We start from the raw sequence: 12860 nt of genomic DNA, 5'->3' as shown, positions 1-12860 counted from the left end.
CGGCCGATCAGTGTCCGCCAGGCGGTCACCCAGGCCTACGCGGCGATGCCCGGAGCGCTGTGTGGTTACACCCTAACGAACCGGCCCGCCTTTGAAAGGGGGTGCAACCGGGACACTTGCCGCGGCCCCGGGCGGTCAGGGGGCGTCGAGGTTGCTTGCGCTGAAGGTGTCGCACTGATTGATGTCGCCGGTTGAATATCCCTCAAGGAACCAGGCCCGGCGCTGCTTGCTCGAACCGTGCGTCCAGGCCTCCGGGTTCACCTGGCCCGTTGCCGACTCCTGGATCCGGTCATCACCAACGGCCGATGCGGCCGACAGGGCATCGCGCAGGTCGGTGGTGGTGAATCCGCGCAGGAACGGTTCGCCCGTCTCGGGGTCGGGGTGCTTGACGCGTGGGCCGCCCACAGCCCCGCATAACAGTCGGCCTGCAGTTCGACCCGAACGGCCCCCGACTCCGGACCCTGGGGGTCCTGCTGCCCGGCCTCAAGGGTGTTGGTGAGGTTTTGGATATGGTGTCCAAACTCGTGCGCGATGACATACTCCTGCGCCAGCGGCCCTCCGGAGGATCCGAACCGGGTCACGAGGTCATCGAAGAACTCTGTGTCGTAGTAGGTCTGCTGGTCCGCCGGGCAGTAGAAAGGGCCGACGGCGCTGGTGGCGCTGCCACAGCCGGTGTCCGTCCGGCCGCTGAACAGGGCCACCCCGGGTTCGCTGTACTGCACGCCGTACTGGTCCAGGTAGGGCAGCCAAAAACTGTCGAGGCTCTCGGCAGTCGCGAGGATGCGGCAGTCGAGGCGCTCGTTGGCATCGGCTCCCGTCCGGCAGGACGTTATTGCCTCCTGGGCGCCCGCACGGCTGCCCTGGTACTGGCCCGTGCCGTCCTCGAGCCCGAGCTGGCCCACCACTTCGGGTCCAAACAGGAGGGAGAGGATCAGCACGAGGCCGCCACCGAGGCCGCCGCCAATGGCCACGCCGCGCCCCCTTGCCGCGCCGGTCGCTCACGCGCGAGGGGTCGAGGGGTCGAGGCGGACGTTGTCGTTAAAACTCGTTGACCAGCCATAAGCCAACTGATGGTTTCTTGGGCAGTCCGACTGAGGCGCCCCACCAAGGTGGTGAGGCGGTTCAAGGTGCGGTGGGAAAGAGATGATGGTCGCTGTGGACAAGCCGCTGCGGCGGACCTCCGGCGTGCCATTGTGCCAGTGTCCGGCCGTTGCTCCAAGGGAAATTTAGCGCGGGCCTGCCGGCTTGCGGCACCCCGGGCGCCCCTGACAATAGGGTTACCGCCCCGCGGTCTTCCGGCTCGAGGGAGCACCGCGCGCGTGACCGGGCGGGCCGCCGACCCGAAGGAGAACTCCGTGAACCCGCTGCACTCGCTGGTCGATGCCCTTGAAGGATTCAAAGCCCTCGATGCCGTCGCGGCGCCCGTGGCATCGGCCGTGGAAAAGACCCTGAGGCCGCGGGCCCTGCGGAACGCCCTGAGCGGCACGGCCCTGGGCCATCGGCTGCACCCGGTCCTCACCGACATTCCAACCGGCGCCTGGACCATGGCGACGCTGCTTGACCTGGTCGGCGGGCGGGACTCGGAACACTCGGCGGACCTCCTCGTGGGGGTGGGCATTGCCTCGGCCGTCCCGACGGCGCTCAGCGGAGCGAACGACTGGGCGGACACCGTAGGAAAGGACAGCCGGGTAGGGCTGGTCCATGCTGTGGGGAACAGCACCGCACTGGCCCTCTACAGCCTCTCGGCGGTGGCCCGGCGGCGGGGCAACCGCACCGCCGGCACCATCCTGGGGGTCGGCGGGTGCGGTGCCCTGCTGTTCAGCGCCTTCCTCGGCGGACACCTGAGTTACGCGCGCGGCGTCAACGTCAACCGCACCGCGTGGCGCGAGGGCCCCGCGGCCTGGACGCCGGTCCTGACGGACGGCGAACTGGCTGATGGCGCGCGCCGCCTGGTGGAGGCCGATGGCGTGTCGATCCTGCTGTACCGCGACGGCGAAACCATCAGCGCCATGGACAGCGTGTGCAGCCACCTCGGCGGCCCGCTCGAGGAGGGCGAGATCGCCGACGGCTGCGTCACCTGCCCCTGGCACGGCAGTACCTTCCGGTTCGATGACGGGACGGTCGTCCGCGGCCCGGCGAGCAACCCGCAGCCCGTGTACGAGGCGAGGGTCGACGACGGCATGATCACCGTCCGCCGGGCCGCTGCGGAGGAGAGCATCAGCTCCTCCTAGGGCCGGAGCCTAGTGCGCCGGCGCGGCTGAGGAGTCCGGTGCGTTTTCGGGCTTGCGCACGAAGATGGCAGCGATCACGGCGGCCAGGGAGATGACGGCTCCCCAGATGAAGGCCACCTGGATGCCGCCGGCCAGGGCCGCAGTCTCCGACTGCCCCGTGGCCGCCAGGTTGGCCGCCACGATGGTGGTCACCGAGATGAACAGTGCCGTGCCGACGGCGCCGGCGATCTGCTGCACGGTGCCGAAGACGGCGCTGGCGTGGGAGTACAGGTTCGGCGTCACCGAGCCGAGCGCCGAGGTCAGCAACGGGGTCAGCATCAGGGCCAGGCCCAGGCTCCAGACGATGTGGGCGATCAGCACGAGGTAGATCGGCGTGGTCTCCGAGGCGAAGCTCAGGGCCACGAAGGAAGCCCCGATCAGCAGCGCCCCCGGCACCAGCAGGACACGCGGTCCCCGGCGGTCGAAGACCCGACCAGCCCATGGTCCAAGGACACCGATCAGGACGCCACCGGGAAGCAGCAGCAGGCCCGCGACCAGCGGCGACTCACCCAGCACGCTCTGGACGTAGATCGGCAGGAGGATGATCGTCCCGAACAGGGCCATAAAGGCGAGGAACGTGGTCAGGATCGCGAGGGTGAAGTTGCGCGAGGTGAACGTGCGCAGGTCGAGCAAGGCACGGTCGGCGCGCTGGAGCCGGATCTGGCGCGCGATGAACAGCGCCAGGAAGACGATGCCGACCGCCAGGGGAATCCAGGCGGGAATCGCGGCTTCGGCGCCGGCCTCACCGAGCTGGCTGAAGCCGTAGACGATGCCACCGAAGGCCAGGGCCGAGAGGATCACCGACAGCACGTCGATTGCACTCTTGTGGGGGGAGGTGACGTTCGTCATCTTGGTTGCTCCCAGGATGAGGGAGACCAGCGCGATGGGCAGGACGAGCCAGAACATCCAGCGCCAGTCAAGGACGCTGAGGATGGCGCCAGCGGCGGTGGGACCGACGGCGGGGGCCACGGAGATCACGATCGAGATGTTGCCCATGGTGCGCCCGCGGGAGGCGGCCGGCACCAGTGTCATGACCGTGGTCATGAGCAGGGGCAGCATGATTGCTGTACCGCTGGCCTGGATCACCCGCCCGGTCACGAGGGTGCCGAAGCCCGGGGCGAGGGCGGCAACGAGCGTGCCGAGGCTGAACAGCGACATGGCGACCAGGAACAACGGACGGGTATTGAAGCGCTGCAGGAGGAAGCCCGTGATCGGGATGATGACCGCCATGGTCAAAAGGAACGCGGTGCTGAGCCACTGCCCGGCGCCGACGGTGATGCCGAGGTCCTCGACCAGACGCGGGATGGCCACGCCGGTGATCGTTTCATTGAGGATGACGACGAACGCCGAGACGATGAGCAGGCGGATGACCAGTCGGTCCTTCGCGGAGACGTCCGGCTCGGCCGGCCTCGGGGCCGGCTTCGGGGCCGGCTTCGGCTGGACTGTATCTGGAGACACCTGTGGTGACGTGCTGCGAGGCATGAGCTCTCTTTCTTCTAAGACGGCGCCTACTTTTGCTTTTGCCGCGGATGCCGCGGCGTCCCCTTTACTCCCGGGCGGGAGCGCCGGCGCTTGGCTGGGTCCAGTTTCGACAACCCGCTCACAGCCTGCTCTATTCCGGTGGGTCATTACTGCCGCCGGCACGCGGTGCGGAACCGCACGCGGCGGGGCCGGCGGCCGGCTGCACTAGCATGGTGCGGGTGCGCCGGAGCACGGCCCGGCGCTTCCCACCTGCTGATTCCCGAAGGAGTAGCGCATGCCCGGCTCGTATTACCGCTCACTGGGGGAGGGCCGATTCGAATCCACGGTCCACGCCCAGGGGGCCTGGAATCCCGACGAGCAGCACATGGCACCCGTGGCGGGACTCCTCGTCAAGTGCCTCCTCGACTGCGCGCCCCGCCCGGACCTGCAGCTGGCCCGCGTGGGCTTCGACATCCTGGGCATGATTCCCGGCGGCGAATTCGAGGTGGCCACGCGGGTCCTCCGCCCGGGACGCACGATCGAGCTGGTCGAGGCCGAACTGCGTGCGCAGGGACGCACGGCGGTCACTGCGAGGGCGTGGCGGCTGGCCCGCACCGACACCGTCGACGTCGCCGCCGTCGAGGACGCCGCCATGCCCGGACCGGACCGGGCGGGCCCCTACGGCGGCATGACGCAGTGGCCCGGCGGCTTCATCGAATCCCTCGAGTTCCGGGTGGTGCCCGGTCACCGTCCGGGCAGGGGCCAGATCTGGCTGCGTTCACCGCTGGAACTGATCGATGACGGGCCGACGCCCGACCTCGTGCGCCTGAGCGGCATGATCGACGCCGCCAACGGAATCGCCGCGCGCGTTCGGCCCGGCAAGGGCAGCTGGATGTTCCCCAACGTTGACCTCCAGCTGCACTTCCACCGCCTGCCCGCCGGCGAATGGCTCGGTCTCGACACGAGGGTGACATTCGGGCAGGACGGAGTAGGGGTGACCTCGAGCGTCCTCCACGATCTCAGCGGGCCTTTCGGCCGATCCGAGCAGATCCTTACGGTCCGGCAAATTTAGGGCGGACAGTGCCAATGGAATGGTTGGCGCCGCCCTGTCGTTTGACTCTTTACGACGCCGCAGCGGCGCCGCACATCCATGTCGACAAGAGATTGAGGAATCATGGCCAAGGCAGTCTGGAACAACGAGGTCATAGCTGAATCTGCGAACACAGTGATGGTTGAGGGAAACCACTACTTCCCCGAGGACTCCGTCAAGAAGGAGTACTTTCAGCGGACCGACACGAGCACGACGTGCCCGTGGAAGGGCAAGGCAACCTACTTCACGCTCGAAGTGAACGGTGAAAAGAATGTCGACGCGGCCTGGAGCTACCCGCAGCCGAAAGACGCAGCCCGTAACATCAAGGATCACTTCGCTTTTTGGCGGGGCGTGACGGTCACCGAGTAACCGGCGCGGCTTCCGCCTGCTGCACCGCTGAATCACTACCGGAACGGAGACACCACCCATGGAGTACCGCAAGCTAGGCAACAGCGGAACGGCCGTCTCGGCCTTCACGTTGGGAACCATGACCTTCGGTGCCGAGTCGGACGAAGCCACGTCCCACCGCATCCTCAGTGACTACGCAGCAGCAGGCGGAAACCTCATCGACACGGCGGATGTGTACACGGCCGGTGCCTCCGAAGAGATCGTGGGCCGCTGGCTGGACAAGAACCCTGCCGAGCGGGAGTCGATGGTCCTCGCCTCCAAGGGGCGCTTCCCCATGGGTGAGGGCGTGAACGACGTCGGCCTCTCGCGCAGGCACCTCCGCCGGGCCCTCGATGCGTCACTGGCCAGGCTCGGGGTGGAACACCTCGACCTGTATCAGGTGCACTCCTGGGATCCGCTGACCCCGCTCGAGGAGACCCTTGGGTTCCTCGACGAAGCGGTGCGCAGCGGCAAGATCGGGTACTACGGATTTTCCAACTACACGGGCTGGCAGCTCACCAAAGCCGTCGCGGTTGCCAAGGCCCGGGGCTACAGCCTGCCCGTGACCATCCAGCCCCAGTACAGCCTGCTGGTCCGCGGCATCGAGGCGGAGATCGTACCCGCAACCCTCGACGCCGGAATGGGCATGCTGCCCTGGTCACCGCTCGGCGGCGGCTGGCTCACCGGCAAGTACAAGCGCGACACCGCCCCTACCGGGACGACGCGCCTGGGCGAGAACCCCAAACGGGGGATGGAGGCGTGGGAGAAGCGCAATGCCAGTGAGCGGACCTGGCAGGTCCTCGACGCAGTGAATGAAGTGGCAGCAGCCCGCAATGTGACGTCCTCCCAAGTGGCGCTCGCGTGGGTCGCGCAGCAGCCCGCCGTCACCTCTGTCATCCTCGGTGCCCGCACCCAGGAGCAGCTCGCCGACAACCTCGCCGCCGGCGCACTGAAGCTTTCAGAGGTGGAACTGGACCGCCTCGACGCCGCCAGTGCCCCTGCCTTCGACGACTACCCCTATGGTGCCCCCGGCCTCGAGCAGCGCAGCCGCAACATCACCGGCGGACGCTGACCCGGGCGCCGGCCGCCGAAGGGCTCAGCCGAGCACGGAGAGCGCACGTTGTGCACTGTTGATCCGCACCGTCGTCATGGCTGGTGCGGACTTCACTTCGCCGTCGATCTGGTAGGGCATGGGCTTGAGGGTGGTGAACTCGTAGCTGCTCATGCTCGGCTGGTCGCCGAGCCCCTTGGTTGCTGCACGCAGCGCCGTCAGCAGCACCCGCCACTTCGCCATGTGCGGGAAGGTGATGACCTCGAATTTCCCGTCAGTCGGAAGTTCCTCGGCCTCGCTGAGCGTCGCGTACTTCGCCATCTCGGCGATGTTCGCGAACACAAGGCTGTCGAACTTCTTGTGCTTGCCGTCGGTCAGCCGGATCTCGAAGGGCTTGAAGCGGGCGAAGGTGCGCACCACCGAAAACATTTCGTTGAGGGAACCCTTGTTGCCTTTCTCAAGGTCGATTGCCACAACCGGTGTCAGCCCGAATCCGATGTAGGAATGGGCGTATTGGTCGGCAGACCCGTCGCCGATGTTGATGCGAAGCAGGTCGATCCTGCGCACCTGGCCGTCGGCTATCGCCTCGGCGAGCGGCTTCTGTCCGGTGACCCTCCGGTGGTCGTTCGCGTTGCCGGCGGCCATGACCGCGCACACGGCGTCGGCGCTTCCGCTCTGCATGACTCCGTTGACCACCTCGTTGTAGCCGCCGTCGCCGCTGACCGAAACCACAAGCGCATTGCCGCGGCGTGCCGCATCGCGGGCCAGTTCCACCGCGTGGCCGGCGTGCGCTGTAGGCATGGGGGTGATGTCCACCGGGTAGTCGAGCAGGTCACGCAGCCGCCGCTCAAGTTCCTCGGCGAGCTTCGGCGCATCCCCGGTGCTGTTCGGGTTGAAGATGATGGAGATCGAATTGAACTGGTGTGCGGAGACCATGATTGGCTTTCTGTCGGAGCGGATAAGGGGCGGGGGACGATAGGCGTCCGGGCTCACTCGGCGTTCCAGGACACCCTGCACAGGAGCAGGAACAACGCGGCCATGAACGTGCAGGAGATCAGGTGGAGCCAGGTTCCTGCGTCATTCAGGGGCAGGACGTTCAGGATCGAGTCGTTGCGGATGAACGCCCCGTACGCGGCCAGGAACAGGTTGAACGCGGCGCCGACGACCAGGAAGCCCCGGGCGCCGGCATCAGTGCGCGCGGCGGCGATCCCCGCCGCGCCGAGGAGCAGGTTGACGGCATTGTGAAGGACCGAGACCTGGACCAGGCCGGCAAGGAACGCGCCGGAGGAGCTTCCGGCAACCGAAAGGTTTTCGATGCCGGTCGTGGAGCCTGGAACGAAGCCGAGCAGACCGAGCACAAGGAACCCGGCGCTCACGGCGGCCGAGGCCTTCTGGACGCGCGTCCACCTGATCCCTCGCCTTCGGGCAGCTGCATTCATGGCTTTCCAATCTCTGGTCACCGCCAACGCGGAGGTGTGGCGACCTCAATCATAAGCGCACTTAGTTTTCACGCACCATCGGTGCTCCGCTAGATTGGCTGGATCAGCACCATGTCGAGGGCCCGGCTGCCTCGGCGCGTGCCGCAACCGGGAAGGAATTCACAACGCATGACCTCCGCAGATCCCGGATTGGGAAGACTTTCCCTGCTGCGCCAGGAGACATCCGAGGGGCCGGTCGCCGACCTTGCCTCCGGTCTTGATCTGCTCAGGGCCGTCGCCGCGGGAACCCGTGGAGCCACCCTGCGGTTCTATCGGCCGGCGCCCACAGTGGCCTTCGGGCAGCGCGACGCCCGGCTGCCCGGCTTCGCCGACGCCGAGGACAAGGCGCGGGCGGGCGGCTTCACTCCGGTGGTGCGGCGCGCCGGCGGGCGGGCGGCTGCCTATCATGGGGGCTGCCTCATCGTTGACCATATCGAGCCCGCGGCCGATGCCGTCGCGCAGACCCGTTCCCGCTTCGCCGAGTTCGGGGCGCTCTTCGCCGAGGCGCTGGCCGGCCTTGGCGTGCCGGCGGTTGTCGGGGAGATCCCGGGAGAGTACTGTCCCGGTGAGTTCAGCGTCCACGGTGCCGCTCCCGGGCGCCCGCCTGTGAAACTGGTCGGCACCGCCCAGCGCGTCATCGCCGGGGCGTGGCTTTTTTCCTCAGTGATCGTGGTTGAGGACTCCGCGTCAATCCGCGGGGTGCTCAGCGACACCTACTCCGCGCTGGGCCTGGAATGGGATCCGGCAACCGCCGGCGCGGCCGAGGACCTCGTGCCGGGCCTGCGGGTGTCCGATGTCGAAGGAGCCGTTCTCGGCGCGTATGCGCGCCGGTCCTAGAGGCCCAGCCGGCTCTTCACTTCAGCGGCGGAGGGGTTCGTTGCCGAGGTACCGTCGGGGAAAATGATTGTGGGAACCGTCTGGTTTCCGCCGTTCAGGGAGGCAACCAGTTCTGCCGTCCCCGGGGTTTCCTCGATGTTCACTTCCCGGAAGCCGATGCCCTGGGCGGTGAGCTGGGACTTGAGCCTGCGGCAGTACCCGCACCACGATGTTGAAAACATGGTGATTGTTCCGTCGGCTGGTGTGTACTCCACGGTGCTCCCTTGAAAGAGGATTGTTGGTTATTCCTTCAATAATCCCAACACGGGATGCGTCCAATCGATTCCGAACCCCGTCCACCGGGTTCAGGCAGGGACGCCGGGCCGGCGCTCAGGCGATTTCGACGAGGGTCACGGTGCCGTCGTCCGCGACGTAGAGACCTGGATTGTGGGCGACCTCCCACCGGAACCCGTCAGGGTCCGCGAAGTACCCGGAGTAGCCTCCCCAGCTCATCTGCGTTCCCTCGGCCACGATCGTTCCACCAGCGGAGACCGCCGTGTTCAGCGCCGCGTCGACTTCCTCGGGCGAGTCGACGTTGTGCGCCAGGGTGAACAGCTGGGCGCTGCCGGGGCCGCCCCCGACCTCGGCGGCGAGGTGGTCGGCCCTGAACAGCGAGAGCAGCAGCCCGTGCCCAACCTGGAAGAACACCACCTCCCCGGGAACGTGAAGAAGCGGCTTCCAGCCAAGCCCGTCCGCATAGAAGCGCAGGGAGTCGTCAAGGCTCCGCACGCCAAGGGTAACGACGTGGATCTGAGGTTTCATTGCTCGATGCTCTCACCTCCGCGGCCGTTTCCGCGACAGCCCCCGCGGTGTGCTCGGCGGGCACGTCGAACGGCAGGTGTGGCGGTTGTTGGTGGGCCTCGTACCCAACCGATACGATCGAGTGAACCGCGGCACGAATGCGACGAGCGCTTGCCCGGCCCAATACCGCCCGGAATCTGCAATGCACCACCGAAACCAGTTCCACTTCCCTAGGAGTCCACCGTGTCAGCGCCCCAACCGATAACCCTCATCGTCGATGGCGAAGAGAATCAGGTGACCGCGGGTACCACGGGTGCCGAGCTCTTCCGGGAACGGCGTGACGTCGTCGTGGTCCGGGTCGACGGAGAGCTGAGGGACCTCGACCAGGTGCTGCCTGGCGGGGCGCAGGTTGAGGCGGTCACCATCGACTCGCCCGAGGGACTCCAGGTGCTGCGGCACTCGGCCACCCACGTGCTGGCCCAGGCGGTGCAGCAGCTGCGCCCGCGCGCCAGGCTCGGCATCGGCCCATACATCACCGACGGTTTCTACTATGACTTCGATGTCGATGAGCCGTTCACCCCGGACGAGCTGAAGCAGCTCGAAAAGATGATGCTGAAGATCGTCAACGCGAACCAGCTGTTCGTCCGCCGCGAGGTGTCCGAGGATGAGGCGCGCCAGGCCATGGCCGAGGAGCCCTACAAGCTCGAACTGATCGGGCTCAAGGGTGATGCCGCCGACGACGACGGCTCGTCGGTCGAGGTTGGCGCCGGAGGGCTGTCGATCTACGGCAACGTCGACCGGAAGTCCGGCGACGTCGCCTGGGAGGACCTGTGCCGCGGCCCGCACCTGCCCAACACCAAACTGATCTCCAACGCCTTCGCGCTCACCCGTTCCGCGGCCGCGTACTGGCGTGGCAGCGAGAAGAACAAGCAGCTCCAGCGCATCTACGGCACCGCCTGGCCCACCAAGGACGACCTGAAGGCCTACCAGGAGCGGCTGGCCGAAGCCGAACGCCGCGACCACCGCCGCCTGGGCACCGAGCTCGACCTCTTCTCCTTCCCGGACGAGCTCGGATCGGGGCTGCCGGTCTTCCATCCCAAGGGCGGAATCATCCGCAAGACAATGGAGGACTACTCCCGCCAGCGGCACACCGAGGACGGGTACGAGTTCGTCTACACCCCGCACATCACCAAGGGCCACCTCTACGAGGTCTCCGGCCACCTCGACTGGTACCGGGACGGAATGTTCCCCCCGATGCACGTCGACCAGGAGCTCAACGAGGACGGCTCGGTGCGCAAGCCCGGCCAGGACTACTACCTCAAGCCGATGAACTGCCCCATGCACAACCTGATCTTCCAGTCCCGGGGGCGGTCCTACCGCGAGCTCCCGCTGCGGCTGTTCGAATTCGGCTCCGTGTACCGGTACGAGAAATCCGGGGTCATCCACGGCCTCACCCGGGTGCGCGGGATGACCCAGGACGACGCCCACATCTACTGCACGCGCGAGCAGATGAAGGAAGAGCTGACCGGGACCCTCAACTTCGTCCTGGGACTCCTCAAGGATTACGGCCTCGATGATTTCTACCTTGAACTCTCGACGAAGAACGAGGAAAAGTTTGTCGGCGCCGACGACATCTGGGAGGAAGCGACCCGCACCCTCGCCGAAGTGGCCGAGGAATCGGGGCTGAAGCTCGTTCCGGATCCCGGGGGAGCCGCGTTCTACGGCCCGAAGATTTCGGTCCAGGCCAAGGACGCGATCGGGCGCACCTGGCAGATGTCCACCATCCAGCTCGACTTCAACCTTCCCGAGCGCTTCGAGCTCGAGTACCAGGCTGCCGACGGGACGCGCCAGCGTCCGGTGATGATCCACCGTGCCCTGTTCGGATCCATCGAGCGGTTCATGGGCGTGCTCACCGAGCACTATGCGGGCGCCTTCCCCGCGTGGCTCGCCCCGGTGCAGGTCCTCGCCGTGCCGGTTGCCGAGGCCTTCAACGACTACATGTACGACGTCGTCGACAAACTGAAGGCCGAAGGCATCAGGGCCCAGGTCGACGCCGGCACGGACCGCTTCCCGAAGAAAATCAGGACCGCCAGCAAGGAGAAGGTCCCGTTCGTCCTCATCGCCGGTGGAGAGGATCAGGAGGCGGGGGCGGTGTCCTTCCGCTTCCGTGACGGAAGCCAGGAGAACCAGGTGCCCGTCGACGAGGCCGTCAAACGCATCGTCGAGGTTGTGCGCTCACGGGACAAGTCAGTCTGATGCCGGACTCCCCGGCCGCTGGACCGAGCTATCCAGGAGACGAGGCGGTGACCGACGACTTCGAGCTCGCCGGCGTCCCCGATGCCTTCCAGCGGCTGTGGACACCGCACCGCCTCGCCTACATCAAGGGCGGGCAGGATCAGGTGAAATCGCAGCAGGACTGCCCGTTCTGTATCGCCCCGACGCGCAGCGACGAGGAATCGCTGATCGTCCACCGCGGCGCCTCGGCCTACGTGGTGCTCAACCTCTACCCCTACAATCCGGGCCACCTGCTCGTTGTTCCCTACCGCCATGTGCCCGACTACACGGACATCGACGAAGCGGAGACGGCGGAATTCGCAGAGCTGACCCAGACCGCGATGCGGGTGCTGCGGAAGGTGTCCAACCCCGGCGGCTTCAACATCGGGATGAACCAGGGAATGACCGGCGGAGCAGGCATCGCAGCCCACCTGCACCAGCACGTTGTGCCGCGGTGGGGCGGAGACGGGAACTTCCTGCCGATCATCGCCCAGACCAAGGCGGTGACCCAGACCCTCGGTGAGGTGCGCCGGCAGGTCGCCGAGGGCTGGGCGGCCGACCAAAGCACAGCGGAGTCGGCGCCCGCCGACGGGCCGGCGTAGGCGATGCTCAACAAATACGCGCGCGGGTTCTTCACCGCCCTCTTCACCCCGCTGGCCAGGCTCCTCCTGCGGTGGAAGGTGACGCCCGACGCCGTCACGATCACCGGCACCGCCGGGGTGGCAGGCGGTGCTCTGGTCTTCTACCCCCTGGGGGAGCTCTTCTGGGGCACCCTGTTCATCACCCTGTTCGTCTTCTCCGACGTCGTCGACGGCATCATGGCGCGCATCCGCGGAGGTGGCGGCCTGTGGGGGAGCTTCCTCGACTCCACCCTCGACCGCGTTGCCGACGGCGCAGTCTTCGCAGGCCTCGCCGTCTGGTTCTTCACCGGCGGCGCCAACACCCCGATCGCGGTCGCGGCGCTCGTGTGCCTCGTCCTCGGGATGCTCGTCTCCTATGCCAGGGCAAAGGCCGAGTCCCTGGGATTCAGCGCCAACCTCGGCATTGCGGAGCGGGCCGAGCGCCTTGTCTCAGTGCTCGTTGTCACCGGGCTGACCGGCTTGGGGCTGCCCCACGGGTTCCTCTTGGGAGTGCTGGTGCTCCTTGCCGTGGCGAGCCTGATCACGGTGTTCCAGCGGACCGCCGCCGTCCGCCGCCAGTCCCTGGTACACGATCCCGCCGGAGAGGGCTGA

The 12860-nt window shown here is 67.0% G+C and carries 13 protein-coding genes and 1 pseudogene; 8 read left to right on the top strand and 6 right to left on the bottom strand.

Features of this window, described 5'->3' with window-relative positions:
• Nucleotides 1-135: 135 nt before the first annotated feature.
• Nucleotides 136-1067, bottom strand: a pseudogene (gene ypfJ, locus AC4D2R_RS16440) (KPN_02809 family neutral zinc metallopeptidase).
• A gap of 288 nt (nt 1068-1355) precedes the next feature.
• On the opposite strand from ypfJ, the gene AC4D2R_RS16435 reads away from it, so the two are divergent.
• A complete protein-coding gene (locus tag AC4D2R_RS16435) occupies nt 1356-2231 on the top strand; it encodes a Rieske (2Fe-2S) protein (RefSeq protein ID WP_490941180.1) in 876 nt (291 codons plus the stop codon).
• A gap of 9 nt (nt 2232-2240) precedes the next feature.
• Here the strand turns inward: AC4D2R_RS16435 and AC4D2R_RS16430 are convergent, their stop codons facing one another.
• Nucleotides 2241-3752, bottom strand: coding sequence for a DHA2 family efflux MFS transporter permease subunit (locus AC4D2R_RS16430; protein WP_490941179.1), 1512 nt, complete (start codon nt 3750-3752; stop codon nt 2241-2243).
• 274 nt (nt 3753-4026) lie between these two features.
• Between AC4D2R_RS16430 and AC4D2R_RS16425 the strand changes: the two genes are divergently transcribed.
• The 3 genes from AC4D2R_RS16425 to AC4D2R_RS16415 all read left to right on the top strand — a co-directional run bounded on the left by AC4D2R_RS16425 (nt 4027) and on the right by AC4D2R_RS16415 (nt 6280).
• On the top strand, nt 4027-4803 hold the full coding sequence (locus tag AC4D2R_RS16425; RefSeq protein ID WP_490941178.1) for a thioesterase family protein: 777 nt from the start codon (nt 4027-4029) through the stop codon (nt 4801-4803).
• Between the two features lie 102 nt (nt 4804-4905).
• Nucleotides 4906-5190, top strand: a complete 285-nt coding sequence (locus AC4D2R_RS16420; RefSeq protein WP_490903399.1) for a DUF427 domain-containing protein — start codon at nt 4906-4908, stop codon at nt 5188-5190.
• Nucleotides 5191-5248: 58 nt separating this feature from the next.
• Entirely contained in the window at nt 5249-6280 is a 1032-nt protein-coding gene (locus AC4D2R_RS16415; protein WP_490941177.1) for an aldo/keto reductase, read from the top strand.
• A gap of 24 nt (nt 6281-6304) precedes the next feature.
• Here AC4D2R_RS16415 and AC4D2R_RS16410 read toward each other — a convergent pair whose 3' ends face one another.
• Entirely contained in the window at nt 6305-7195 is an 891-nt protein-coding gene (locus AC4D2R_RS16410; protein ID WP_490941176.1) for a diacylglycerol/lipid kinase family protein, read from the bottom strand.
• 53 nt (nt 7196-7248) lie between these two features.
• A complete protein-coding gene (locus AC4D2R_RS16405) occupies nt 7249-7698 on the bottom strand; it encodes a DUF4383 domain-containing protein (protein WP_490941175.1) in 450 nt (149 codons plus the stop codon).
• A gap of 168 nt (nt 7699-7866) precedes the next feature.
• Here AC4D2R_RS16405 and AC4D2R_RS16400 point away from each other — a divergent pair, with 168 nt between their 5' ends.
• Entirely contained in the window at nt 7867-8574 is a 708-nt protein-coding gene (locus AC4D2R_RS16400; RefSeq protein ID WP_490941174.1) for a lipoate--protein ligase family protein, read from the top strand.
• Here the strand turns inward: AC4D2R_RS16400 and AC4D2R_RS16395 are convergent.
• Both AC4D2R_RS16395 and AC4D2R_RS16390 read right to left on the bottom strand, forming a co-directional pair.
• Nucleotides 8571-8795: a glutaredoxin domain-containing protein gene (locus AC4D2R_RS16395; RefSeq protein WP_490903691.1), complete on the bottom strand. Its 225-nt coding sequence runs from the start codon at nt 8793-8795 to the stop codon at nt 8571-8573. The two genes, AC4D2R_RS16400 and AC4D2R_RS16395, sit on opposite strands and share 4 nt — an antisense overlap.
• 148 nt (nt 8796-8943) lie before the next feature.
• Nucleotides 8944-9375: a VOC family protein gene (locus tag AC4D2R_RS16390; RefSeq protein WP_490941173.1), complete on the bottom strand. Its 432-nt coding sequence runs from the start codon at nt 9373-9375 to the stop codon at nt 8944-8946.
• A gap of 222 nt (nt 9376-9597) precedes the next feature.
• Between AC4D2R_RS16390 and thrS the strand changes: the two genes are divergently transcribed.
• The 3 genes from thrS to pgsA are packed head-to-tail and all read left to right on the top strand — an operon-like array spanning nt 9598 to nt 12860.
• Entirely contained in the window at nt 9598-11610 is a 2013-nt protein-coding gene (thrS, locus tag AC4D2R_RS16385) for a threonine--tRNA ligase (RefSeq protein WP_490941172.1), read from the top strand.
• Nucleotides 11610-12230, top strand: a complete 621-nt coding sequence (locus AC4D2R_RS16380; protein WP_490941171.1) for an HIT family protein — start codon at nt 11610-11612, stop codon at nt 12228-12230. Before thrS ends, AC4D2R_RS16380 begins: the two co-directional genes overlap by 1 nt.
• Nucleotides 12231-12233: 3 nt before the next feature.
• On the top strand, nt 12234-12860 hold the full coding sequence (gene pgsA, locus AC4D2R_RS16375; protein ID WP_490941170.1) for a phosphatidylinositol phosphate synthase: 627 nt from the start codon (nt 12234-12236) through the stop codon (nt 12858-12860).

The organism is Arthrobacter sp. TJ-217 (assembly GCF_058269255.1).
This window is presented reverse-complemented; position numbering and strand designations above follow the sequence as displayed.